Annotated in this window: 21 protein-coding genes and 1 tRNA gene; 6 read left to right on the top strand and 16 right to left on the bottom strand. The window is 66.3% G+C overall.

Annotated features, from left to right (window positions below; genetic code table 11):
- Nucleotides 1-14: 14 nt before the first annotated feature.
- The 13 genes from VGK27_10740 to ccsA form a co-directional block, all read right to left on the bottom strand.
- A complete protein-coding gene (locus VGK27_10740; GenBank protein HEY3490580.1) occupies nt 15-1,547 on the bottom strand; it encodes a glycosyltransferase family 39 protein in 1,533 nt (510 codons plus the stop codon).
- A 71-nt stretch (nt 1,548-1,618) separates the two neighbouring features.
- Entirely contained in the window at nt 1,619-2,308 is a 690-nt protein-coding gene (gene trmD, locus VGK27_10735; GenBank protein ID HEY3490579.1) for a tRNA (guanosine(37)-N1)-methyltransferase TrmD, read from the bottom strand.
- The gene (gene rimM, locus VGK27_10730) at nt 2,298-2,834 is read right to left on the bottom strand and encodes a ribosome maturation factor RimM (protein ID HEY3490578.1); all 537 of its coding nucleotides are present in this window, start codon (nt 2,832-2,834) and stop codon (nt 2,298-2,300) included. The genes trmD and rimM overlap by 11 nt, the downstream gene beginning before the upstream one ends.
- A gap of 19 nt (nt 2,835-2,853) precedes the next feature.
- The gene (gene rpsP / locus VGK27_10725) at nt 2,854-3,147 is read right to left on the bottom strand and encodes a 30S ribosomal protein S16 (GenBank protein HEY3490577.1); all 294 of its coding nucleotides are present in this window, start codon (nt 3,145-3,147) and stop codon (nt 2,854-2,856) included.
- 48 nt (nt 3,148-3,195) lie between these two features.
- Nucleotides 3,196-4,533 carry a signal recognition particle protein gene (ffh, locus tag VGK27_10720; protein ID HEY3490576.1) on the bottom strand — a complete coding sequence of 446 codons (1,338 nt, stop codon included), beginning with the start codon at nt 4,531-4,533 and terminating at the stop codon, nt 3,196-3,198.
- 278 nt (nt 4,534-4,811) lie between these two features.
- On the bottom strand, nt 4,812-5,144 hold the full coding sequence (locus VGK27_10715; protein ID HEY3490575.1) for a hypothetical protein: 333 nt from the start codon (nt 5,142-5,144) through the stop codon (nt 4,812-4,814).
- Between the two features lie 61 nt (nt 5,145-5,205).
- A complete protein-coding gene (locus VGK27_10710; protein ID HEY3490574.1) occupies nt 5,206-6,642 on the bottom strand; it encodes a hypothetical protein in 1,437 nt (478 codons plus the stop codon).
- A gap of 242 nt (nt 6,643-6,884) precedes the next feature.
- Nucleotides 6,885-8,528, bottom strand: coding sequence for a VCBS repeat-containing protein (locus VGK27_10705; GenBank protein HEY3490573.1), 1,644 nt, complete (start codon nt 8,526-8,528; stop codon nt 6,885-6,887).
- A gap of 63 nt (nt 8,529-8,591) precedes the next feature.
- Complete coding sequence (locus VGK27_10700) at nt 8,592-10,001, bottom strand: Mur ligase domain-containing protein (protein HEY3490572.1); 1,410 nt, start codon at nt 9,999-10,001, stop codon at nt 8,592-8,594.
- On the bottom strand, nt 9,998-11,110 hold the full coding sequence (locus VGK27_10695; protein ID HEY3490571.1) for a serine hydrolase domain-containing protein: 1,113 nt from the start codon (nt 11,108-11,110) through the stop codon (nt 9,998-10,000). Before VGK27_10695 ends, VGK27_10700 begins: the two co-directional genes overlap by 4 nt.
- Entirely contained in the window at nt 11,107-12,030 is a 924-nt protein-coding gene (locus VGK27_10690; GenBank protein ID HEY3490570.1) for an LD-carboxypeptidase, read from the bottom strand. The genes VGK27_10695 and VGK27_10690 overlap by 4 nt, the downstream gene beginning before the upstream one ends.
- A complete protein-coding gene (locus VGK27_10685) occupies nt 12,014-12,763 on the bottom strand; it encodes a cytochrome c biogenesis protein ResB (GenBank protein ID HEY3490569.1) in 750 nt (249 codons plus the stop codon). Before VGK27_10685 ends, VGK27_10690 begins: the two co-directional genes overlap by 17 nt.
- Before the next feature lie 331 nt (nt 12,764-13,094).
- Nucleotides 13,095-13,880: a cytochrome c biogenesis protein CcsA gene (gene ccsA, locus VGK27_10680; GenBank protein HEY3490568.1), complete on the bottom strand. Its 786-nt coding sequence runs from the start codon at nt 13,878-13,880 to the stop codon at nt 13,095-13,097.
- 19 nt (nt 13,881-13,899) lie between these two features.
- On the opposite strand from ccsA, the gene VGK27_10675 reads away from it, so the two are divergent.
- Nucleotides 13,900-16,344 (top strand): endonuclease MutS2, encoded by a 2,445-nt coding sequence (locus VGK27_10675; GenBank protein HEY3490567.1) that lies wholly within the window; start codon nt 13,900-13,902, stop codon nt 16,342-16,344.
- 31 nt (nt 16,345-16,375) lie between these two features.
- Here the strand turns inward: VGK27_10675 and VGK27_10670 are convergent, their stop codons facing one another.
- Both VGK27_10670 and VGK27_10665 read right to left on the bottom strand, forming a co-directional pair.
- Nucleotides 16,376-17,902: a hypothetical protein gene (locus VGK27_10670; protein ID HEY3490566.1), complete on the bottom strand. Its 1,527-nt coding sequence runs from the start codon at nt 17,900-17,902 to the stop codon at nt 16,376-16,378.
- Nucleotides 17,903-18,136: 234 nt separating this feature from the next.
- Nucleotides 18,137-19,321 (bottom strand): M20 family metallopeptidase, encoded by a 1,185-nt coding sequence (locus VGK27_10665; GenBank protein HEY3490565.1) that lies wholly within the window; start codon nt 19,319-19,321, stop codon nt 18,137-18,139.
- Nucleotides 19,322-19,419: 98 nt separating this feature from the next.
- On the opposite strand from VGK27_10665, the gene prmA reads away from it, so the two are divergent.
- The 5 genes from prmA to VGK27_10640 all read left to right on the top strand — a co-directional run bounded on the left by prmA (nt 19,420) and on the right by VGK27_10640 (nt 24,305).
- On the top strand, nt 19,420-20,337 hold the full coding sequence (prmA, locus tag VGK27_10660) for a 50S ribosomal protein L11 methyltransferase (GenBank protein HEY3490564.1): 918 nt from the start codon (nt 19,420-19,422) through the stop codon (nt 20,335-20,337).
- Nucleotides 20,338-20,356: 19 nt separating this feature from the next.
- Complete coding sequence (locus VGK27_10655; GenBank protein ID HEY3490563.1) at nt 20,357-21,094, top strand: RsmE family RNA methyltransferase; 738 nt, start codon at nt 20,357-20,359, stop codon at nt 21,092-21,094.
- On the top strand, nt 21,091-21,813 hold the full coding sequence (locus VGK27_10650) for an RDD family protein (GenBank protein HEY3490562.1): 723 nt from the start codon (nt 21,091-21,093) through the stop codon (nt 21,811-21,813). The genes VGK27_10655 and VGK27_10650 overlap by 4 nt, the downstream gene beginning before the upstream one ends.
- A gap of 21 nt (nt 21,814-21,834) precedes the next feature.
- Nucleotides 21,835-21,910 (top strand) — tRNA-Phe (locus VGK27_10645).
- Between the two features lie 280 nt (nt 21,911-22,190).
- The gene (locus tag VGK27_10640; GenBank protein HEY3490561.1) at nt 22,191-24,305 is read left to right on the top strand and encodes an Ig-like domain-containing protein; all 2,115 of its coding nucleotides are present in this window, start codon (nt 22,191-22,193) and stop codon (nt 24,303-24,305) included.
- Nucleotides 24,306-24,367: 62 nt separating this feature from the next.
- Here the strand turns inward: VGK27_10640 and VGK27_10635 are convergent, their stop codons facing one another.
- Nucleotides 24,368-25,306: a 2-dehydropantoate 2-reductase gene (locus VGK27_10635; GenBank protein ID HEY3490560.1), complete on the bottom strand. Its 939-nt coding sequence runs from the start codon at nt 25,304-25,306 to the stop codon at nt 24,368-24,370.
- Nucleotides 25,307-25,308: the final 2 nt, after the last annotated feature.

The raw sequence follows: 25,308 nt of genomic DNA, 5'->3' as shown, positions 1-25,308 counted from the left end.
GAGACCGGCTCCGGTTACCCCCCCACGGGAAGCGTAAGGGAAATCGGCGGCGAATCGCTTCCGAAATATCGGTTCGCGAAGTCCGCCCTCCCCCGGGGAAGCCATCCGGGGACTGCGTAGTACCGGTCAAGGACCTGCCTGAGGACGACGTCCCGGTACCGATCGTAGCGAAACCCCCGGCCCATCACGAGGTGGAACATCGCCCCTTCCACCGAGACATCCGCCAGGGCAACCGAATCGAAATACGGGAGATAGTCCTCCCGCTTCTGCGGCCCCTTGCACACGACCAGGACGTTTCCGTGGTTGATCGCCCGGAAGTCCATCCAGAGATCATCCTGCCGCCCGTGGATCGACCCCGGTCCGAAAACGAACACGTAACACTTCATGTGGCTCCCGAGGATATTCGCAACTCCGTAGCTGGTGCTTGCCAGCCGGTAATCCCGTTCGAGCGGAGCCAGCCGCTTCCCGAGTTCGTCCGTGCGCAGGAGGAACACCATGTCCTGGTAGAAGGGCGCTTTTTCCCACGCCTGCAGGGGGATCGCCAATGCCACCGCCAGGATAACCAGGTGCAATGCGGTGAATAGCGCCACCCGTTTCGACATGCGGGAGAGCTCCTCCTTCTCCGGAAGCAGGAAGAGCAGCACAAACAGGAACGGGTAGAAGGCGAGCGCCCAGTGGAGGCCGACGCTTTGCGCGGTCGATACGCCCAGAAATACCGCCATGGCCGACAGGTAGAGCACCCCGAAGAGCGCCAGCCGGTCTTCCCGCACCCGGCGCGCCCAGCGCCCTCCCTGCCGAAGGAACACGGACACAACGGGCGGTGTCATCAAGTAAACCTGGATCAGCAGATGTGTGCCGATGGTCTTCGCGCCGAAATGGGCATCCCCGTTGCGGTTGAACAGATTGAAGACCAGGTTGTTCCAGTCGTGCGCGTGGTTCCACCAGAGGTTCTGGGCGACCGCGGGCAGCAGTCCGACTCCCATCATCAGCATCCCGGGCAAGCTGGGGCGGTCCTTCCGCGCCAGGCACCAGTAGGCCAGGTATCCGAAGCCGAGAAGGACGGCGATGTACTTCGACAGGAATGCGCCGCCGAGCGCGAGCCCGGACAGCAGGTAATCTTGGAGGGTGCCCCGCGTCAGCGCCCGGTAGAACAGGAATGCGGACAGGAACGAGAAAAAGAACAGCGGCGTGTCGGTCGTCACGATCACGAAAAGGACGTTCAGGGGGGAAAGCAGATAGAAGATCGTCACCAGGCATGCGCGCTCTTCGTCGCGGCCGCGCAGGAGCAGGTAGATCATGGCGCCGACCGCGCTCGACATCAGGATCGCGGGAAGACGGACCGCCAGCGGTCCGTCGCCGAGCATCAAGGCGAGCGACATCACCCACCCGATCATCGGCGGATGGTCGTAATACCCGGCGGCGACGACCTTCCCGAACATCCGATAGTACGCTTCGTCGGTAGTCAGCGGGACGACGTAGCCCAAGACGCACTTGACGACGAGCGCCCCGAGGAAGACCAGGAGAAGCGACGACTTTTTGCCGGACATTCCGACCTCCGCCGGATTCGGATGGCACGGCCTGCTTCACGACGTCTTGGATGCAGAATGGAGGAAAAGGTTCAGCGATGGTGGAGCGAGGTCAGGTCGGGGCGTTTCAGCGCCGTGCGGCGGGCGCTCTCTTCCGCGCGCCATTTCCGGATCGCCTGGTGGTTGCCGGAAAGCAGCACCTCGGGAACCGCATGCCCCCGGAAAACGGGAGGGCGAGTGTAGTGCGGCGCCTCGAGCAGGCCGTCGGAAAAGGAGTCGTTCAGCGCCGCCCCGGGATCGCCCAGCACCCCGGGCAGGAAGCGGGTCACCGCGTCGATCAGCACCAGCGCGGGAAGTTCGCCGCCCGTCAGCACGAAATCGCCGATCGAGATCTCCATGTCGGCCAGGTGGTCGGCCACTCGCTGGTCGACCCCCTCGTAGCGGCCGCAAATCAGGATGAGGTGGCTTTCCTCTTCGGCCAGCCGATTCGCGAGGGCGGGCGACAGCCGTTCGCCCGACGGGGACATCAGCACGACCTTGCCGGCGCCGAACCGCTCGCGGACCGACTCGACGGCCGCGAAGATCGGCTCGGGCTTCATCACCATCCCGCCGCCGCCCCCGTAGGGCGGCTCGTCGGTCACCCGGTGCTTCCCCTCGGCGAATTCGCGGATGTCGTGGAGATCGACGGTCAGCTGCCCCCGCTCGCGCGCCTTCCCGAGGATGCTGCAGTCGAGCGGCCCCGAAAAGATGGCGGGGAAAAGCGTCAGGACGTCAAACCGCATCGATCCACCCCTCGGGCGGCGACACCCGGATGCGCCGACTCGGGATGTCGACCTCCCGGACGAACGCCTCGATCAGCGGAAGGAACGCTTCGCCGCCGTCCGTGCGCCGCACCTGCAGCCAGTCGTGCGCAGGACCCGGCATCACGTCGGCCACCTTGCCGATGACGCCGCCGTCCTCGCCCACCATTTCGCATCCGATGAGGTCGTTGACGTAGTATTCCCCCGCGTCGGGCTCGGGCAGCTCGTCGCGCGGAACGGCCGCCTCGGCTCCCATCCAGCTTTGCGCCGCCTCGACGGAATCGATGCCTTTCAAATGAAAAACGGCGCAGCCGCGAACGCGCTGCGCCGAAATCACTTCGAACGTTTGTTGACGCCGGGCAGCCCCTTCGGTGGCGGGGGCGGACAACCGGACGTTCTTCACCTGCCGCATCCCGGACGGGTCGCCGGAAAACAGGTTGACCTTCAACTTGCCCGAGACGCCATGCAGCCCGACGACGCGCCCGACGGCGATCAAAGCATCGGTCACGGCGTCACGCGGGCGGGAATCAGGCCGACTTTGCCGCCGCCTTCGTCGCCAGCTTGGCGTCGATGTATTTCTTCCAGATGCCGGCCTTCTGCATCAAGGACTTGACGGTCTCGGTGGGCTGCGCGCCTTCGTTCAGCCACTTGAGGGTCGCCGCCTCGTCGATGAGGAACCCGGCAGGGTTATCCTGGGGGGTGTAGGTGCCGAGCCGCTCGATGAACCTGCCGTCGCGCGGCGAGCGGGAGTCGGCAACGATAACACGGTAGGAAGGGGACTTGGTGCGCCCCGTACGGGTCAGACGGATCTTGACGGACATGAAACAACCTCCTGGTTCATTTGAGAGTTTTCCAATCTATCACAAAAGCTACCGAAAGAATGGCATGTGACGGCCCAGGCGCCCCTTGGGCACCTTGGAGAGCCGCTTGATCATGTCTTCGGCCTGCTGGAAATTCTTGAGCAGCCGGTTGACGTCCTGGACGGTGGTGCCGCTGCCGGCGGCGATCCGCTTGCGGCGGCTGCCGTTGATCACCTTGGCGTTGGCGCGCTCTTCGCGGGTCATCGAGTCGATGATGGCCACGGTGCGCTTGAGCTCGTTCTCGTCGGGGGCGGCTTCCTTGAGCTGCTTGATCTTGCCGCCCAGCCCCGGGATCATCCCCATGATCTCTTCCATCGACCCCATCTTGCGCATGCGCTGGAGCTGGTCGCGGAAGTCCTCGAGCGTGAACTGGTTCTTGCGCAGCTTGCGCTGGAGGTCGCGTGCCTCTTTCTCGTCGATCTGGTCTTGCGCCTTCTCGACGAGCGTAAGGATGTCACCCATGCCCAGGATGCGCGAGGCCATGCGCTCTGGGTAGAACGGCTCGAGCGCGTCGAGTTTCTCGCCCACGCCGACGAACTTGACCGGGGCGCCGGTGACGGCCCGGATCGAGAGCGCCGCGCCGCCGCGGGCGTCGCCGTCCATCTTGGTCAGGACGACGCCGGTGAGCGACAGCTTGGCATGGAAGCTCTTGGCGACGTTGACCGCGTCCTGGCCGGTCATTCCGTCGGCGACGAGCAGGATCTCGGACGGGTCGACCGCGGCCTTGATGCGGGCGAGCTCTTCCATCAGCGGCTCGTCGATGTGGAGGCGGCCGGCGGTGTCGAGCAGCACGACGTCGTAACCGTTGAGCTCGGCGAACTTGAGGCCCGCCTTGCAGATCTCGACCGGGTCCTGGTCGGCCCGGGAATCGAACACCGGGATGCCGATCTGCTCGCCCAGGATTTTCAGCTGCTCGATGGCGGCGGGGCGGTAGACGTCGGCGGGCACCAGCAGCGGCTCGCGCTTGCGCTTCTTGAGCTGGAGCGCCAGCTTGCCGCACGAGGTGGTCTTGCCTGAGCCCTGCAAGCCCACGAGCATGATCGGGACGGGGGGCTTGTGCGACAGGTCGAGGTCGGCGGCCTGCCCGCCCATCATGGCGGCCATCTCGCCGTAGACGATCTTGATGAAGTGCTGGTCGGGCGACAGCGAGGAGAGGACTTCGGCGCCGAGCGCCTTCTCCTTGACCGCCGCCATGAAATCCTTGACGACGTTGTAGTTGACGTCGGCCTCGAGCAGCGCCAGCCGCACTTCGCGCAGCGCGGCCTCGATATTGGTCTCGGAGATCCGGCCCTGGCCGCGCAGGTTCTTGAGGACGCCCTGGAATTTTTCGCTTAAGTTCTCGAACATGGACACACCTTCACCGTCGTTGACGAAACGCGTATCTTACCGGAATCTCCGCTCCCGCGTCAATCCAACAGTTGCGGCCCCGCGAAGAGCGGATGCCCGCGATATCCTTCGTTCCGGGGCGGGGGCCGTTCACTCCGTAGGCAGCCGCAACACTTCTATCCATCGGCACTGCGTTCAGACCCCCATCCCCTTCCACTACGGAAGCGTCGGTCACCCGCGTGTCGGGGCGGATACCGCGTGCCCCTTGGTTCCGAGAGGGGGAGGGAGTGGGGATGGTTTTATTTCAACGCGGCGTCGGAGAGGTTGGCCTGGACCTCCTTGAAGAAGGAGGCGTAGAAGAGCTTGTCGTTGATCGTCTCGGTCGAGGTGATGGCCGTCGTGTTGTAGCTGCCATAGGGGATGGGGATGAACAGCAGCCAGAAATACTTGATGTGGGAGGAGGTCTCGGAGATCTCCTCCGTGGCGGCCACCTGGAGCTTGGTCCCCTTCTCGCCCATGCCGAAGAGGAAGCAGTTTATGTTGATGGTGCATGCCCCGTCCTTGGATTCCGCCAGGAATCCCTTCCCGGCCAGCGTCATCAGGAGCAACTTCTTGACTGCCGCAGCAAACAAAAAACCCCCGGGGGAGCGATCCCCCGGGGGTCGGGTGAAGCGGAATTGCCGATCGGAAGAGCTAGAACGCGTAGTTGGCCTTCGCGATGACGGCGTAAGGGTTCTTCGGGTCCATCGCAGCCGAGCCGTCCTTGGACTTGTCGTAGGCGCTGCCGAGGAACACGTAGGCGCCGGTCAGCGCGGTGTCGAGGCCCTTGGTCACGTTGTAATTGAGGGTGGCGTTGACTTCCGTGCCCATGTCGGACTTGTTGCGGAAGTTGAAGTATGCGGCGTTGCTGTTGCCGGAAAGCTTCTTGGCGGCGGCGAGGTAGCCCACGCCGAGCTTGGCGGTGGTCTTCGGCATGACGTCCATCGTGGCCCCGGCCGCAAGGTGGATGACTCCGAGGCCAAGGTTGTTGGCGTCATAGGCCAAGCCCGATCCGGTGTTGATGGAGTCGACAGCCGGGAACAGGAAGACCATGTCGGTGCGGGCGTAGGTCGAGGAACCGGAGTTGAACTTGAAGTCGTCCATCGTGACAACGCCCTTGAACTTGTCGTTGCCCCGATCGTAGTTGGTTCCGCTGACGTAGAGGCCTTCGACGAACACCTTGGCCGGACCGGCATTCAGGTCGGCGCGGAGGTCGCCCGCGTAGGCGCTGATCTTGGTCTTGGCCGCGCCGCTGAAGTAGGTCCGATCGCCGAACTGGCCGAAGACGAAGCCGGAGACCTTGGCCACGCCGGCGTTGACCGCGAAGTCGACACCGGGCATGTAGATCTTGGTCGTGCCGCCGGGGATTACCGCGTTGTCAAAGAGCGAAACGCCGGGAGTCCCGAAGGCGATGGCGCCGGGGTTGTACGACTGCCCGCCGTCCCGGACGAAGTACATGTTGGCGCCGACCTTCACATCCTGCGTCGGGGCGAACTTGGCCTCGGCCATGTAGAAGGTGGTCGAGGTCGACTTGTCGCGCGCCGGCTGGAAGGGAATAAGGTAGCCCAGGCGGAAGGTGACCGGCTCGAGCTTGAAGTTGGAGACGACGCCCGCGGCGTCGGCGGCGCCCATGAAGACGCCCGCATAGGAATCGGTCACGTTCTGGAGGCCGACGGTGAAGTCGACGGAGGTGTCGGGAATCTTGAACCAGAGGTAGACGTTCTTGGTCTCGAGGTTGATCGAGTCGCCCTGGAGGGCCGCACCCTGGTTACGACCGACCGTGGCGCTGCTGTCGCCCCACTGGGAATCGATCTCGAAGAAGCCGACCGCCTTCACGTTCTCGTCGCCCGCCGTGAACTTCGGGCGGAAGCGCTGATCGACGTAGGACTTTGACTTGGCTGTCGGAGCAGCGGTAGAGGTTTCAGGCACCGTGCTGGCGGACGGAAGGATCGTTCCCGCCCCGTAATCGAACGTATTGGTGACGTACCCGCGGGCCCGATAGAACCCGGTCAGGCTGACATCGGCCATCGCCGGCGCGGCCATCGCTGCGACCATCCCGAGCGCTGCGACCATCTTGAATGCTTTACGCATGCTTTCTCCTCCTGTTCGACAAATGTATTTGCTGCATCCCCTCCCCCTTCTTCTGGAAAGATCGGGGGTAAAACCCATGGTACGAATCCCAGGCCCGATTGCCGCCGCATCCCCCCCTTCGCTCGGCCGCCCGCATCGGGAAATCGCTTGCGGGACCGCCTACCTGACAAATATAAAAACCCCGTTTGGTTTCTACCGATAGCATCCGGGGATCATCGTGTCAACCGCAAAGTAGAACGATATTATTCGACGGAAAGGAGCAGCAGCCGGCTCACCCGGTCCTTGAAGAGGCCCGACGGCTGCTCGATGACCGATCCGACCACTTTCGCTCCGCGTTGCAGGCCCGTCGCCGACACCAGGTCGGCCCCCGTGATCTGATAATCGGTGTACTTGGAGACGGCCCGCTCGACGAACTCGCTGTCTTCCCACTGGAACAGCGTGACCCGGCTTCCCTCGATCTCGTTGCCCGCGATCCGGGACAGGATGCCGGGGTTCTTCATCTGGACGGCAAGCAGCATCGGCGCGCCTGCCTTCCAGCGCAGGACGCGGGGCGCCTCGCGCACCGTCACCTGGGCCCGCTTGCCTTCCATCTGGTTGTAGGGGCCCCACTCGAAGGCTTCGCCGGGCCAGCCGAATTTCGATTTTCCCTTGAAGACCGTCTTCCCGGCCTCGTCGAGCACCCGGACGTACCCGGCCTCTTCCGCATAGAGGAACCGGTCGGCGTCGCCGATCTTCGCGGCCGAAAGCCCCAGGATGCCGCCGCTCGACATCGGCAGGACGCCGGAGGCGACCGGAAGCGGCTCGCCCTCGGACAGATCCTTGCCGCCGGTCCAGTTCATGGTGACGAACTTCCCCTGGAAGGGGGTGTCGACACCGGCCCGCTGGCCAGCCGCGACCCGGTTTCCTTTCCGGTCGGCGAGGACCGTCAGGTAGTAAGGGATCTTCTCGGCCGCTTCCTCGTAGCTGTCGCCGCGGCGCTTGAGGACGAACGACTCGATCCGTTCGCCCACCCGGTCGGTGACCAGGATCTCGTCGGTGCCGTCACCATCGAGATCGACCGCGTCGACCTTGAGGAAGTGATGGTTGAGCTCCCGGGTGATGCGGGTCCACGGAACGAGCGCCGTCCCCTTCACCCGGTAGAAGTAGAGCGTGCTCTTGCCCCAGGCGACCACCTCGCCGTCGCCGTTGGGCTCGGCCGAGATCGCGACGATGCCGAACAGCTCGTCGGGGATCTTGTCGGACTGGGAGACCTTGTTGATGGCGGCGGGGACCCAGTCGGCGGCAAGGGCGACTGCCACAGGTGCCTGAGCTGGACCGGATGCAGGCGCAACCGAAGCGCCGGGGGTCGCCCTCAGCGCCATGGGAGCGGCCGGAGTCGCAGCCGCGGCGGGCGCCGGGCGGTAGGCCGGTTTCACGCCGAACAGCTTTTCGGAGATCTCTTCGGACAGCCGGCCGATCTGGGGGATGATGTCGTCTTCGGTCGCCGCGGCCGCGAAGAACGCCCCGGCGGACTTGCCGGAGGCCGTGTCGCTGGCGGCGATGTCGATGCTGTAGCCCTTGCCAAGCCGCGCGACGGTGCCCTGGAGCAACAACGGGGCGTCGGCCTCGCGGGCGGCCTCGGCCGCCGGCTTGTCGGAGGCCGGAAGCACCGGCGCGTCAACGCCCGCGAGCGCCATCAGCCGGGAGGCGAGCAGCCGCGGCAGCAGGGCGGCCACGGGGCGCACGTCGTCCTGGCCGATCACGGCGAAGGGAGCGATGGCGATGCGGCGAGGTTGCGGTTGGAAGGCATCGGCGGCGAAAGCCGAAGGCAGGGCGAAAAACGCCCAACATACGACGAGACAGAGGAAAACGCAGGTAGTCCGTTCCCGGGTACGCATATGGCGCAAATCTAACACCCGCGCGCCGGCAAGGTCAAATCAAAACGATGTCAACTCCGGATCAAGACGGGGTCAAGACGGCAGCTGCGCCGCCAGCTTCTGCTGGATTCCGCCGAAGCCGCCGTTGGACATCACGAGTACCAAATCGCCGGGTCGGCAATTTTCCGCAAGGCGTTTCACGATGTCGTCGACCTCGGCCACGAACGACGCCTCCCGTCCCAACGCCCGCACCGAGGACGCCAGCTGCTCGGGCGACATCCGCTCGGCCTCGGGAATCTTGCCCGCCCCGAAGACGCCGGCGACGATCACCGCGTCGGCCTCGGCCAGCGCGGCGGCGAACTCTTTCTGGAAGACGTTGCGGCGGCTCGTGTTGGAGCGCGGCTCGAACACCGCGATCACACGGCGGCCGGGCCAGCGGCCCCGCACCGCGCGCACCGTCTCGCGCACGGCAGTCGGGTGGTGGGCGAAGTCGTCGATGACGAGTACGCCGCCGAACTCGCCGACGATCTCCTGCCGGCGGCGGACCCCCTCGAAGCCCGCCATCGCAGCGGCGACCTTTTCGGGGGCGAAGCCGGCGCGGACCAGGGCGATCGACACGGCCGCGGCGTTGGCCGCGTTGTGACGGCCGGGCAGCCGGAGCCGGAAAACGGGACCGGCGGCATCGATCCGGAAGGCGCTGGCCCCTTCCTCCTCGCGCCGGTCGGTAACCCGGTGCAGCGTCGCCCCGGCCGGGAGCGGCGGAGGCGCATCGGCGGCGGAATAGAAGACGACCGGGCAGCGCGCCTCTCCGGCCACCTCGACGACGTCCGGATAGTCGCCGCACGCGACGAGTAGCCCGTCCTCGGGGATCAGCCGGGCCAGCTTCCGGAACGAGTCCTTGACGTGGTCGAGATCGCGGTAGATGTCGGCGTGGTCGAACTCGATGCTGGTCAGCAGCACGGTCTTGGGCCGGTAATGGAGGAACTTGGGCCCCTTGTCGAACCAGGCCGTGTCGTATTCGTCGCCCTCGACGACGAAGCGCGGGCCCTGCCCGATCCGGTAGCTGACCGGGAAATTCCTCGGGACGCCCCCCACCAGGAACGACGGGTCGTCGCCCAGCGCAAACAGCGTCCAGGCGGCCAGCGACGTCGTCGTGGTCTTGCCGTGCGTGCCGGCGACGACGAGCGATTCGCGCCCCTCGATGAAATATTCGGCGAGCGCCTGCGGCATCGACAGCAGCGGCAGGCCGCGCCGGACCGCCTCGACGCACTCGGGATTGTCGCGCGACACCGCGTTGCCCACGACGACGAGCTCGGCGTCGGACGGAATGTTTTCCGCCCTGTATGGAGAGGACAGCCGGATGCCGAGCTTCTCGAGCTGGGTGCTCATCGGGGGATAGACGTCGTTATCGGAGCCGGTAACGCGGAACCCCTTTTCCTGGAGCATGCCGGCAAGGGAAGCCATGCCCACCCCGCATGCGGCGATCACGTGGATGTTCTTCAACGGATGATGCCCTCCATGACGGCGTCGTGAATTCCGGGCCGGAAGTTGCGGATCAGCCGGTTGTCGGGGCCGAAGACGACCCGGTTGGTCAATAGGACGACCGTGATCTCCCGGTCGAGGTCGATCCAGAGCGAACAGCCGGTGTAGCCCAAATGTCCGATCGAATGCGGGGAAAACAGCGTGCCGGCCTGCGACGACGGCTCGGGAGTGTCCCAGCCCCGCGTCCGGGGACAGCCGGGCGGCTGGGACACGCGTTCGCACATCGACAGCGCCGAGGGACGGTGCAGCACCCGCCCTTCCCCCTTGCGGGCGCGCAGGATCTCGCGGGAAAAGCGGAGCAGGTCGGGCGCGGTCGAGAAAACCCCCGCGTGCCCGGCGACGCCCCCCATCGCGGCCGCGTTCTCGTCGTCGACCTGGCCGACCTTCTCGATCTCGCGGGCGTCGGACCAGCCGGTGGGGACGATTCGGAGCGCCGCATCCTCGGGCTGCCGCTCGAGCGGCAGATAGCCGGTGTCGGCCATGCCGAGCGGTCCGGCGAGCCGCCGCGCGAGCAGCCGGTCGAGCGGCTCGAACGCCGCCAGCTCGAGCGCGCGCCCGAGGACGATGAACCCCAGGTCGCTGTAGAGCCACTTCGTGCCCGGCGGCGCCTCGATCCGGGAGTCGAGCACCGCCCGGATGATCCGGTCGTGCCCTTCGGCCGTCCCGGTCAGCGTGCGGTTCTCGAGCATCTCCTCGGCGCGCAGGTCATCGAAGAACGGCCGCCAGGCGGCCAGCCCCGCGGTGTGCGACAGCAATTGGGAAAACCGGACCGTTTCGCCGGCCGGGTCGGAGAAGCGGAGCGGCACGGTCTCGTGCACGACGCCGTCCTGCGGCAGCTTCCCGTCCTCGACGAGCGCGTGGAACAGCGTCGCCGTCACCGGCTTGGTGAGCGAAGCCACGTCGAAGATCGAATCGGGGCGGGCGCCGCCCGCGGCCGCGTGCAGCAGCAGCTCGTCGCCCTTCGCGGCCAGCAGCACCGCCGCCGACCAGGCGCGCGCTTCGGTGCCCTGGTCGAGCAGCGCCAGCGCGCGGTCGAAGCGGGGCTCGCGATCCCCGGCGGCGACGATCATCGATCGGCCACCGGCGACTCGCACAGGAAAAGGCGGCCCTTCGTGTCGATCCGGGCCGGCACGCCGAACGGAAGCGCATAGTTCGGCCCTTCGTGGCCGGCGGGAAAGCCGTACCAGCAAGGGACGCCCAGCGTCTTCGCGGCCCCGGCGAACAGCCGACGGAGGTCGTCTTCGGACTCGCCCTTGACCGGCGCCGTCCGTCCCACGACGATCCCCTGCACGCCGGACCAGCGACCGGACTGGAGCCACTGCGTCAGCGACCGGTCGATCCGGTAGGCGGGCTCGCCCACGTCTTCGAGAAACAGGAGCGCCCCCCGGAAATCGGGGACGTACGGCGTGCCCAAAAGCGACGTCAGCACCGACAGGCAGCCGCCGGACAGGATGCCCTCCGCGGCGCCGCCGCGCAGCCGCTCGCACGGCAGCCCCCACGCCTCTTTCGGCGAAACCGCCCCCGCCGCCAGCCGGACGAAGGCGTCGAGCGCCTCCGCGTCGAAACGGTTGGCGAGGTCGGCCGCCGGCATCGGCCCGTGGATCGCGGGGACCTTGAGCCGCGTCGCCAGGTACGACAGGATCGCGGACAGGTCGCTGTAGCCGACGACGAGCCGGCGCGCCGCCGTGGCCCGTTTCCAGTCGATCCGCGGCATGAGACGCGTCGTGCCGAAGCCGCCCCGCGCCGCCACGACGGCGCGCACGCCGGGCGCCGCCAGCGCGTCGTTGACCTGCGCCGCGCGATGGGCATCGTCTCCTGCGAGATAGCCGCCATTCTCGTAAACGCCGTCGGGCACCTCGACCGCGTATCCGGCGGCGGACAGCCGGGCGACGCCCCGGTCGAGCTTGTTCCGGTCGACCGGCCCGGCGGGCGAAACGAGGCGAACCAAATCGCCCTGGCGCAGCGGGAGCGGCTTACGAAGTCGGGTCATCTTTTTTCCTCGCGGGGAGAAGGTAGAGGAGGTTCGCGACGGTGAACAGCAGGCACGAGAGCAGGATCGGGAGCGCGCCCGGGTCGCGGTTGGCGTCGAACTCGGCATACGGCGCCCCCCACGGCGTCGGACCGAACGTCTTCAGGTAAATGGCATACCCCTCGTGAAAGAGCGGCGCGTTGGCCCGGACCCAGCCGCGGGCGACCGTCGCGTTGCCCCGGTAGAGCGACACCGCCGCCCCGAAATCCTTGGGGTAACCCTGCGGCGCCATCTCGACGTGGATCTTGTCGACCCCCAGCACCAGCCCCGTCGCGCCCACCGGCGCGAAGCGCCCCTCGGGCACCTGGATCCCCTTGATCCGGTCGCCGCTCGTCGCGCTCACGAGGTGCGACAGCACGACGCCGAGAAAAGCGACGTGCATGACGTGCGGCAACAACCGCCGCAGGTTGAACTTCCCGCGGAAGATCTGCACCAGCCGCTCGGCGGTGCAGCACGCCGCGTTGAGCGCGAGCAGCCCGGTCGCCAGCACCAGCCCGTAAAGCCACGACGTCGCGACGGGCGCGACGAACCCCTTCTGCGCGCACCAGCCCGAAAAGACCTGCGCGTCCATGTCGCCGAACAGGTCGGGGTACCACCCCATTACGACCGACCCGACCGCACCGGACACGGTGAACAGCAGCCCCATCCACGCGCACGTCTTGAGCGACGTCAAGACCCGCCAGAGGCTTTTCATCGCGCCCTCCCGGGACAACTCCACAGGCTTCCGGCACGTCGCACAAACCCACACCGGATGCCCTCGCCTTCCGTAGCGGAAGGGGATGGGGAGCGAGAATCCGTCCGAAGAGATATGAATCGGGGATTCGAGCTCCGGAGCGAACGCCGAGCGGATAGCGAGGAAGAGGCGCCATGGATGGCGCCGGAAGTGAGCGCAGGCCGCCGGCGGCAGCGAGGACAGGAGGTCCGAGCGTGAGCCGGTTGGCGGGTGCCGGTGGATAGAAGTGTTGCGGCTGCCCACGGAGTGAACGGCCCCCGCCCCGGAGCGAAGGAATTTCGGGGCATCCGCTTCATCGCATCGAGTGGGAGCTGCGCAGCAGCAGCGAGACGCCGAGGAAGGTGAGGAGCATGACCGCGTAGCCGCCGACCGTGGCCCACATCTCGAGGCGGCGCGTCCAGCCGGGCCAGCCGGGCTGGACCGGGATGTACTTGAGGTGGGTCAGCGCGGCGAAGTAGAGCCAAAGCACGACCGACCAGATCTCCTTGGGCGTCCAGATCCAGTAGGAGCCCCAGGCGTAGTAGGCCCAGATGCCGCCGCACACCATCCCGGCCGAGAAGGCGGAGAAGCCGTAGAGCGCGGAGAGCGATCCGGCGCGATAGACCGCGTCGTCGCCGTTGCGCAGGTAGACCCACGCGAGCGCGAAGCCGACGGCGAAGAATCCGTAGCCCAAAAACGAGAGGCCGACGTGGGTGGCGAACCAGGGGGTGTCGAGCGCCGGGAAGAGGGGGCTCGTCCCCTTGTCGAGCAGCGCCGCCGCAACCTGCGGCAGCAGCACGAGGATCGACAGGGGGCGCCACGCGGGGCGCAGCGCCTCACCGCGGCAAAGAAGCAATCCGGCGACGGCGGAGCAGAAGGAAAACACGGTCAGCGATTCGAACAGCCCCGCCATCGGGGCATGCCCGGAGATCCACCAGCGGATCGCGAGAAACAGGGCATGCAGCACGACGCCGCCGAACAGCGCGGATCGCAGCGACGACTTCGGCACGACACCGCCCAACCGGAGGCCGGCCTCGGCTACGTAGGCGGCGAGCGAAAGCCAGAACAGGACGATGTGGATGCCGGTCAGGACGGCCAAACGGGGCCTCTTCAGTGGATTGAAACGCCTATGCTACCATGAACCCGTGTCGCCTCCATCGCTCACATCGGCCCTCGCCGCGCTCGAATGGGAAAAGATCGTGGCGCGGCTTTGCGCCCACGCGTCCTCCGGGCCCGGCCGGGATCGGTGCGCCGCCCTGACGCCGTTCGTCGATCTCGACCTGATCCGCGCCTCGCTCGAAGAGAACCGCGACGCCCGGAAGCTGGTCCTCGCCGAAAACCCGCTGCCGCTCGAAGGCCTGTCCGAAATCGGTTCCCAGGTCGAGCAGGCGCACAAGGGCGCCGTCCTGTCGCCCGCCGACCTGCTTCAGATCGGAAAGACCGCCCGCAACGGGGAGCGGATCCGCAAATTCTTCGACGAGCGAAAAGGGCGCTATCCGCGTCTCTCCCGTTACGCCAACGCCTTGCCCCCCCTTCGCGAGCTGGCCGAGGAGATCGACTGGAAGATCGATCCCGCGGGCCTGGTTCTCGACCGCGCCTCCGCCACGCTGGGGAAGTTGCGCCAGCGACTGGCCTCGGTGCGCCTCCGGCTGCAGGAGAAGGCCAACGAGATCGCGACCAGCCCGAGATACCAGCGCCACGTCCAGGAATCGTATACGACGCTGCGATCCGGCCGCGTGGTCATCCCGTTCAAGACGGCAGCCAAGGGCCTTTTCCAGGGCATCGTCCACGACACTTCGCAGAGCGGGCAGACGATCTTCTTCGAGCCCGAGGAGCTGGTCCACCTCAACAACGAAGTGAAGATGGCCGAGATCGAGGTCGACCGGGAGGTCGCCCGCATCCTGGCCGAGCTGACCGCTTCCGTGGCGTGCAAGGGCGAGGAGCTTCTCGAGTGCCGTGACGCACTCGCCGCGCTCGACTTCATCCAGGCCCGCGCGCTGCTCGCCGAAGAGATGGCGGCGGCCGAACCAACGGTCACAGACGGCGGGGAAACGGCGCTCGTCTCGGCGCGCCACCCGCTGATGGTGCTCGGAAAGAAGGTCGTCGTGCCCAACGACATCCGGCTGGGGCGGCCGTACCAGTGCCTCGTCCTGACCGGCCCCAACGCCGGCGGCAAGACGGTGGCGCTGAAGACGCTGGGAACCCTCACGTTGATGGCGATGGCGGGGTTGTCGATCCCCGCCGAGGGCGAATCGACCGTCTCGATCTTTCCGCACCTCTTCGTCGCGGTGGGCGACGAGCAGAGCGTCGAGCAGGACCTGTCCACCTTCTCCGCCCACATCCGGCGGCTCAACGGCATCCTCTCCGAATCCGGTCCCGGCTCGCTGGTGCTGCTGGACGAAGTCGTTTCCGGAACCGACCCGCGGGAAGGCGCCGCGATCGCCCGGGCGTTTCTCGAGGCGCTGGCCGACCGCGACGTGCGCGTGGTCGCCACCACCCACTTCGAGGAGCTGAAGGCGATCGCATTCCAGGACAAGCGGTTCGAGAACGGCTCGATGGAATTCGATCCCGAGCATCTTCGCCCCACCTATCGCCTGCGCATCGGCATCCCGGGGCGGAGCATGGGGATGGAGATCGCCCGGGGGCTCGGATTCCCGGAGGAGGTGCTTGCGCGTGCGGCGACCTACCTTTCGGCCGAGGGGCAGAAGCTCGCCGAGGTGCTCGACCAGCTCGACCTCGAGCGGGCGAAAATGCGGGCCGAGGCGGCCGAGCTGGCCGTCCGGCGGCGGGAAGCCGAGGAGGCGAAGCGGAAGTTCGACGCCGACCGGGCCAAGGCGCGGGACGACGAATCGAAGGCGCTGTCGAAGGCGCGCGACCGGATCCGGGAGGAAGTCCGCAAGGCCGAGGCGCAGATGCGGTCGGTCACGGAAGAATTGCGCAAGGATCGCAAGATCGAGACGGTGCGCAAGGCGCAGACCGTCCTGCGGGAGTGGAAGGAGAAGGCGGCCGTCGCGGAGAGCGAAGACCCGGTGCTGCGCGCGAACATCAGCAGGACGATGCCCGTCGCCCCCGACACGGTGCTGCCTCAAGGCCGGAAGGTCTTCGTCCTGTCGTTGAAGAAGGAAGGCGAGGTCGCCTCGGTGGTTTCGCCCGGAGACCGCGAGGTCGAGGTCAACGCAGGGGGGATGAAGGTGCGGATCGGGCGCGACCAGCTCCGCGTCTTCCCCGCACCCGTTGCCGCCCCTTCCGCGCGCCAGCGTCCTTCAGGCGGGAGCACCGGGGGCGTCGACGGGCTTTCCGGAGACATCTTTCCACAGACGGCCGACAACACGATCGACCTGCGCGGCGCCTACGTCGACGACGCATTGCCCGAGATCGACGCCTTCCTCGATCGGCTCGCCATGGCGCACGCGAACCACGCTTTCATCATCCACGGCCACGGCACCGGCGCACTGAAGGCCGGCGTCCGGCGCCACCTCAGGAACTCGCCCTACGCCAAGCGGTTTCTTCCCGCCCCCCGCGAGCAGGGCGGGGACGGCGTCACGATCGTCGTGCTCGCCTAAGCCGTCCCGCCCAGCCTGGAAGCCGCCCTGGCTACGGGCCGACCCCGTTGATGACGGGCGTCGCCGGCGTGCGGCTGGCCACGTTGACGACTGTGACCGCCTGCGAGGCCGTCTTCGTCACGCCGCCCCCCACGTAGCTCGCGCTCACCGTCACGGCCTGGTTCGCCGTCACCGTTCCTGCGGTCAGCACGCCCGCGCTGCTGATCGTCGCGTAGGTCGTCGTCACGCTCCATGTCGGCGTCACCGGCGTCGCCGTGTTGTCGCTCCAGGTCGCCGTCGCCGTGTACGTGACCGTCGTCCCCTCGTTGACCGACGCCGGGCCGCTGATCGTCAGGCCCGTCAGCGTCGGCGCGACATAGGCGATCGTGACCGCCTGCGAGGCCGTCTTCGTCACGCCGCCTCCGACATAGCTCGCCGTCACCGTCACGGCCTGGCTTGCCGTCACTTTCCCGGCGGTCAGCACGCCCGTGCTGCCGATCGTCGCGCCCGTTCCGGTCACGCTCCACGTTGGCACGACCACCGTCGTCGTGGTGTCGCTCCAGGTCGCCGTCGCCGTGTAAGCGCCCGTCGCCCCGCCGTTGACCGACGCCGGGCCGCTGATCGTCAGGCCCGTCAGCGTCGGCGCGACATAGGCGATCGTGACCGCCTTCGACGCGCTCTTCGTCACGCCCCCGCCCGTATAGCTCGCCGTGACCGTCACGCTCTGGTTCGCCGTCACGTTCCCGGCCGTCAGCACGCCCGTGCTGCCGATCGTCGCGCCCGTTCCGGTCACGCTCCACGTTGGCACGACCACCGTCGTCGTGGTGTCGCTCCAGGTCGCCGTCGCCGAGTAGGCGCCCGTCGTCCCTTCGTTGACAGAGGAAGGACCGCTGATTGAAATCCCCGTCAGCGTCGGCGCGACGTAGGCGATCGTGACCGCCTTTGACGCGCTCTTCGTCACGCCCCCGCCCGTATAGCTCGCCGTGACCGTCACGCTCTGGTTCGCCGTCACGTTCCCGGCCGTCAGCACGCCCGTGCTTCCGATCGTGGCGCCCGTTCCGGTCACGCTCCAGCCCGGCGTGACCGACGTCGTCGTGTTGTCGCTCCAGGTCGCCGTCGCCGAGTAGGCGCCCGTCGTCCCTTCGTTGACAGAGGAAGGACCGCTGATCGAAATCCCCGTAAGCGTCGGCGGCGGAGGCGGCACGGGCGTCGCGGCGGGAACCAGCCAAGCGAACGCGGGCGCCAGCAGCGATTCCATCCCGTCGCTCAGGACGGTCTTGATCGTGAAGTAGACGGTCGTTTGACGAACCATGCCCTTGAGATCGGGGTCGAACGTGGCCGACGTCGTCGCCACGTTGTCCGCAATGGATTTGAGGGAGGCCGTCGCAAGCGTGTTGTCGGTCGTCCAGTAGACCGTGTAGTCGATGCCGACCCCGGTGGGGATCGTGGAATTGTCGGTGTATTGCGTCACCGGGCTCCACGAGATGGTCCGGATCTCCGCCTTCGCGGAGCTTGCCGCGAGAAGGGGGATCAGGAAAAGGGCTACGACCAGGGAATTCCGGAACCGATGTTCTCTCATTTTCGCATCTCTTCTGTAGGGGGCGTTCTTGCTTCGCCCGAAGGTTCAGGCAATCACGCAGCGTGCCACGAATCGCGCAAAAAGGGGGCGGCGGCGGATATTCCTTCAAGCATTCGATAATGTTTGGTTATTTGCGATCGGCGGCCCGGGGGCCGAAAGACGTTCCCGCGGCGGAGGAACGGCGGGGATTACCAATATGGAAATACAAATTACGTAATTGAGGCCGCCGCCCGCCTAGACGGGACGTCCCCTGAACGCCTTCCATGCGTCCCGGACGCGGTCGGGATCGGCGAACAGGTCGGCGGCGGTGATCGACATCGCGCGGATGCCTTCCATCATGCCGGCGATGCCCGAGGGCGAGCAGGTGGCCTTCTCGAAGGGGCGGGTGTGGATCTCGACCCGCTCCCCGTCGGAGATGGGGATGTTGGGCTGGATGGTGGGCAGGATGCGCGAGACGTTCCCGATGTCGGACGACCCGCGGTTCTTGTCGGTCGGCGCTTCGCTTTCTTGCAGGCCGAGCAGCGCGATCGCCTTGCGGTAGGAGGTCGCGATCACCGGATTGACCGCCATCGCCGAAAGCCGGTAGACGCCCGGCTCGGCCTCGAGGCGGCACCCGGTCGCCGTCGCGGCGCCCTCGGCGCACGCCATCACCTTCTCGACCGCCTCGGCCAGGTCGCGGTCGTTTTCGCCCCGCACATAGAAATAGGCCTGCGCCCGCTCGGGAATGATGTTGGGGGCCTTGCCCCCGTCGGTGACGATGCCGTGAACCCGGACGGTGTCCTTCAGTTGCTGGCGCAGCATCCCGATCGACTGGAACAGCAGCAGCACGCCGTCGAGCGCGTTGACGCCGTATTCGGGGTAGGCCGCCGCGTGCGACGCGCGGCCGTGGTAGGTGAAGCGCAGCCGGTGGAGCGCGAGGTAGCCCTTCGCGACGTGCCGGCGCGAGGACGGGTGGACCATCATCGCCGCGTCGACGCCCTTGAAGATCCCCTCCTCGATCAGCTTCGCCTTTCCGTACCCCGTTTCCTCGGCCGGGGTGCCCAGGGCGATCACCCGGCCCGACTTGAAGCGCTCCCGCCCGAATTCGGCGACCGTGGCCGCGGCGCAAGCCGACGCGACGCCGACGATGTTGTGCCCGCAGGCGTGCCCCAGCCCGGGCAGCGCGTCCATCTCGCACAGGAAGGCGACGGCGGGCTTTCCTTTCCCGAAGACGTAGGTGGCGCGGAAGGCGCTCTTCATGCCGGCGATGCCCCGCTCGACGCGGAACCCCCGCCCCTCAAGGAACGTGGAGAGCGTCGCGGCGGTGCGCACCTCCTCGAGCGGCAGTTCGGCGAACGCGGTGATGTTTCGCAGCATCCGGACGGCGTCCGGCTTGAGGGCGTCGGCGAGGGAGAGGAGGCGTCGGGTTGAAGAATCCATAAGAGGGGGTCGGTCCTTTTGCCGATTGCCCTTCATATTAACGTAAAGCCGCTCCCCCGTATACTTTTACGCCCGGGAGGACTACAATCTCTTCCCCTATGACTAAATGGAAATCGTTCTCCGTCGAAACGCGCCGCGAGGCCATCGACGCCCTGACCCGCTTCCTCGTCGACTGCGGCTCCATCGGCACCGCGCACGACGAGCAGATCCTCAGCCCCGAAGGCGACCCGGCCGATCCCATCCCGCCGCCGCCCGAGATCGCCAAGCTCACCGCCTACTTCCCGGCGGACACCGACCTGCATGCCCTCAAGGCCGAGCTGCTCGCATTCATCCCCGTGCTCGAGGAATCGTTCGGCAAGGACGTCGCCAGGTTCGGCGGGGCCACCGAGATCACCGACACCGGCTGGGCCGAGAAATGGAAGGAGCACTTCAAGCCGGTCAGCGTATCCCGCCGACTGGTGATCCGCCCCTCGTGGGAGGCCTACGAGGCCGCTTCCGGCGAGACCATCCTCATCATCGACCCCGGCCAGGCGTTCGGCACAGGAACGCACGAGACCACCCAGATGTGCCTCCAGATCATTGACGACCTCTACAGCGGCGAGGTCCGCCCCCGCCGCGTGCTCGATGTCGGCACCGGCACCGGCATCCTCGGGATCGCCACCGCCAAGCTGGGCGCCACCGAAGTGCTCGGCCTCGACAACGACCCGCTCGCCGTCGAGGTCTGCGTCGAGAACGCGACCGTCAACGGCGTGCAGGACGTTTTCCGCGCCGCAGCGACCCCGGTCCAGGAGGCGGAGGGCACGTTCGACCTCGTCATCGCCAACATCATCGCCGAGATCCTCATCGACATGAAACAGGCGCTGCTGGCCCGCCTGGCCCCCGGCGGCAGGGTGCTGCTCTCCGGCATCCTCGACGAAAAGAGCGGCATGGTCCGCGAAGAGTTCGAGGCCGAGGGGGCGAAACTGGTCGAAGAGCGCCGGTCCGGCCAGTGGGCCGCCCTGCTGCTTTCCAGGTAGCCCCGCGGAAACAGAGACCGTGCCCACCTTCTTCGTCGACCGGAAGAACATCTCCGAAGACACCGCGATCCTGACCGGTACCGAGGCGGGGCACATGCTCAAGTCGCTTCGCCTGCGGGCCGGAGACGCATTCCACGCTTTCGACGAGGACGGCACCCGCTACCGGATGCGCATCCTCGAGGCGACCTCCGGCTCGATCCGCGCCGAGATTCTCGAGACATCGCCCCCCGAGCCGCCGCCGTCGGTCGCGATCACGTTGATGGTCGGCATGCCAAAGGCCGACAAGATGGACTTCATCCTCGAGAAGGCGACCGAGCTGGGATGCTCACGCGTCGTTGTCTTCCGCTCTTCCCGCACGATCCCGCGCCTCGACGCGCAGGACCAGAAGAAACGGCTGCTCCGGTGGGAGCGGATCGCGCTCGCGGCCGCGAAGCAGTGCGGCTCGGGCCGGGTCCCGCGGGTCGAGGGCATCCTCCCCTACGCCGATGCGCTCCGGATCGGCGCCGGGTGCGACGGGCGGGTTGTATTCTACGAGGGCGTGGGGTCGTTCGGGCTCAAGCGCGTGCTGGGGATGATGGCGGCCCCGGGGAGCATCGCCCTGCTGATCGGCCCCGAAGGGGGCTTCTCCGAGGACGAGGTCCGGGAGGCCGAGGCCGCGGGCTTCGTCCGGGCGGGCCTGGGAAGCCGCATCCTCAGGGTCGAGACCGCCGCCGTGACGGCGCTGGGCATGGTAACATACGAGTTCGAAAACGAATGAGGGGCGAGATCGCCATGCACCAAAACGGGTATGCGGGGTTCTGGATCAGAGCCGCCGCGCGCATCATCGATTTTTTCGCCATCATCACCGCCTATTACCTGTTCTATCTCGTCAACCAGCTCGGGGCGAAGGCCGGCTTCCTCCCCCCCATCACCGTCGATGCATCCTCGGCCGGCGAGGCGGCCCTGTCCGCGATCAGCGTCCTTCGCGGGCTGTTTCTCTTCAGCTTCCCGATCTTCTACTTCACCTACATGCACGGCTCCCACGGCCAGACCTTCGGGAAAATGGCCATGGGCGTCCGGGTGATCAACGTCGACGGCTCGCCGCTCAACTACTGGCAGGCGTTCCGACGCTGGATGGTCGAGATCGTCTTCGGCTCGGTGCTCGTCTTCGTTCTGCTCTTCCTGCTCCTCATCGCGATGATCGTCATCCAGTTCGTGCTCTCGAAGATCTCCTCGGTCCTCTCGATCATGAACTACCTGCAGGACGCGATCGACTGGGTGGCGGGGCTCGCCATCGTCCTTTTGTCCAACATCCCGCTCGGCATCATGTTCATCCCCGCGGCGTTCGACCCGCGCAAGCAGGGGCTGCACGACCGGATCTGCCACACGCTGGTCGTCCGGGTCGACCGGCAGCCCAGCGGCGCCCCTGCGGCCCGGATCGATCCGGCCATGCCCCCGGCTCAGCCGCTTGACAAGGAACAAGGGAACGACCTATAATTCCGGTTTCTTTGCGCAGGTGGCTTCTTAGCTCAGTTGGTAGAGCAGAGGACTGAAAATCCTCGTGTCCCCAGTTCAACTCTGGGAGAAGCCACCATTGAAATGACAGGGGCCGGGCGATCATCGCCCGGCCCCTTTTTCTTTCCGCCGGCCCGCACCCTGTTCCGGATCATGCTCGTGATCCCTTTTCCAATAATAGGATTGTTGCTATCTATTGATTTTTGTAATTTCGTCGTATAGCATGTCCCCACTTTACCCCACAGGTTTATGCCTCAATCCCCGCTTTTCTGCCAAGGCAGCCGTCCGCCTTCACTGGCAGAAACGATGTGCCCGCACCAAACAGTCGTAAAAAAACAGCCGCAAAGAGGAGGAATTCCGTGAAGACGAGAACTATCCTTGGCTCGATGTTAGCCGCGCTGCTCCTGAGCATGGCCCTCGCGAACATCGCGTCGGCCACGACTCGGTACGTCGACAATAACGCCGTTCCGGGCAACGACGGCCTCTCGTGGCAGACGGCATTCAGCAACGTCCAGGCCGGAGTCGATGCCGCCGCCCCCGGCGACGAGGTGTGGGTGAAACAGGGGCTCTACGTCGAGAATGTCGTTATGAAGGACGGCGTAGCGCTCTACGGCGGGTTCGCGGGCATCGAGACGGGACGTAATTTTAGGGATCCGGAAAACAATCCGACGGTCGTGTCCGGAGACAACATCCCCGGGACGACCTTTGCCAGCGTCTTCTCGATCCGGAATGCCGGTTCCGGGAACAACATCCTTGACGGCTTCACCATCCGCAATGGCAACGGGACGATGGCGGGCAACACGTTCGGGGGCGGCATCTACTGTGACAACGCGACGCTCATCGCCACCCATAACATCATCACCGGCAATCTGGCCTCGAGCGGCGGGGGAATCTACATCGGGAACTCTCCCGCAGTGATCGAGGGCAACGTGATCGAAGGCAACAACGCGTTGAACGGCGCCGGGATCTACCTGGTCTATGCCGGAACTTACTTCGGTGGCTACGCGACAATCGGTTACAACCGGATCGAGGGCAACGAAGGCAGTGTCCAGTACGGTGCCGGCATCTGTTCCGAGAGCTACTCCCGGACGCTGATCCACAACAACGTCATCGTGCGGAATAACGGTACCGGCATCCGCACCGGATATTCGGACAATCCGGTCATCGTCAACAACACGATCGTGTCGAACCAGGGGGCGGGAATCTCCAGCGGATACGGCAACCCGACGGCGGCGAACAACATCATCGCCTTCAACCTCTACGGACTCCAACGGTCCGACATGCGGGCGGTCAGGCCCTTCAACAACAATATCTTCGGAAACAGCGCCGCCGATTATTACTATTATCCCGGGGCCAATTGGGGTCCCTTCCCCGATTTGGGGAACATCTCGGCAGACCCGCTCTTCATCGACCCGGAAGGTGGCGATTACCACATCAAGACGACGTCGCCCTGCGTCGATGCGGGAGACAACACGTACGTTTCCGCAACAGAGGACATCGACGGCGAGGCCCGGATCCAGCAAGGGCACGCGCTTTCCGCGAATGCGATCGTCGACATAGGGGCCGACGAGCTCGACGCCCGTCCCCCTTTCACTTCCTGTATCGTCATCGGAAACCACGCCGCCAATGGCTGGTACCCGACGCCTCCGACGGTGACACTCTCCGCGACGGATTACGGGATCGACAACACCTTGACCGGCACCGGTGTGGATTACACCGAGTACAGCTGGGACGGGGTCAACTGGACGATGTACACCGGCCCCTTTACCTACCCCCACGAGGGGGAGAGCAATCTGCGTTACCGTTCCGTGGACAAGGCGGGCAACTTCGAGACGGTGCAAACGCGGCTTTACAGGGTCGACCAGACGCCGCCACAGGCCTCGATCGTCCTCACCGGCACGACCGGCGACAACGGCTGGTACCGGTCCGCCGTCACGGTCACGCTGTCGGGAACCGACAGCATCAGCGGGATCCTTTCCAAGGGATATTCCTTGGACAACGTCACCTGGACGGGCTACGCCTACCCCTTCGTCTACTCCATCCCGGGGGCAACCACGCTCTACTACCGCGCCATGGATTATGCGTACAACTTCGGGTTTAACGCCCAGCCGATCAAGATCGACACGGTGGCACCGTCGAAGGTCGCCACAGACCCTGCAAATCTGGCGACAGCGGTTTCCCGCGGCGTATCGATCGCGATCACGTTCAGCGAGAGCATCGCGAAGGGGAACAACGTCGGCGGAATCACGCTGACCTACGTCAACAACAAGAACCAGACGGTCCCGGTGGCCATAACGGCAGCGGTGAGCACGACGAACCCGGCCGTCCTGCAGGTCCGGCTCGCCTCGACGGGAGCCCAGCTTATCGCTTTGACGAAATATACGGTGACGGTGCCCGCGGGTGCGGTGAAGGACCTGGCGGGGAACCCGACCGCGGCCGCCCTGACGTTCAGCTTCACGACGGGCAAGAAGTAGCAAAGGGTCAGGTTCAGGAAAGCGCAGCCTCTCCCCTTCGCGGGGGAGAGGCTGCGCCTGTATCAGCCGGGCGGGCTTTCCCGGTTCGCGCCCTTCTCGCCCAACTCGAGCAGCGCGTGGAGCATCCGTACCCGGGCCATCTCGACGCCCCGATCCGCCGCGTGCTCGAGGGGGATCCGGTAGATCGCGTCGAGTTCGAGGGGTCGACCCGCGAGCCGGTCGACCAGCATGCTGGGGCGATGCTTCCCCGTGTGCCGCTCGGTCGTCGATACCATTTTCGCGACGAACGCTTCCGGGATCGGATCGCGGAACCCCTGCGCGTTCCCGCCCGCGACGACCTCTCTCATGATCTCAGTCACCAACCGACGCATGTCCGGACGGGCGAGCAGGACGGAGGGTGTTTCCCCCGTCACCGTGCAAAGGCCGTTGAAGGGGATGTTCCAGACCAGCTTTTCCCATCGGATCTTCCGGAGGTCGGCGACGGCCTCGCAGCGGATTCCGGCCTCGCGGAACACGGCCGAGATCGCCTCGGCCCGGGCGGAGAGCCCTCCCGCGAACTCTCCCAGCCGGATGGCGCCGAGCGCCATGTGGTTCACGATGCCGGGGGACGTGCGCCCGACGCCGATCATCGCAACCCCGCCCAGGACCTTCGATGCCCCGAACGCATCCGCCAGCAGCTCCTCGTTGCCGAGGCCGTTCTGCAGCGTCAGGACGGCGGCATCGCCCTCCATCAGCGGCCGGACCATCTCGACCAGGTGCGCATTGGAGAACGCCTTGAGCGCCACGAGGACCAGGTCGACCTCGCCCATGTCGGCGGCATCGCGGAAGCCGAGGACCCGGTCGAGGCGGAAGTCGCCGTCGATCGAATGGACGGTCAGCCCGGATGCGCTCACCGCCTCGTAATCGGTGCGAAGGAGGAAACGGACGTCGTGGCCCCCCCGCTGCAGGACGGCGCCGTAGAAGAGCCCGACCGCGCCGGACCCGATGATCGCGATGCGCATCC

It is taken from the genome of Candidatus Deferrimicrobiaceae bacterium, assembly GCA_036504035.1.
Classification (GTDB): domain Bacteria; phylum Desulfobacterota; class Deferrimicrobia; order Deferrimicrobiales; family Deferrimicrobiaceae; genus JANXPS01.
The sequence above is the reverse complement of the archived record's forward strand: the minus strand, read 5'-3'. Positions and strand labels throughout refer to the sequence as shown.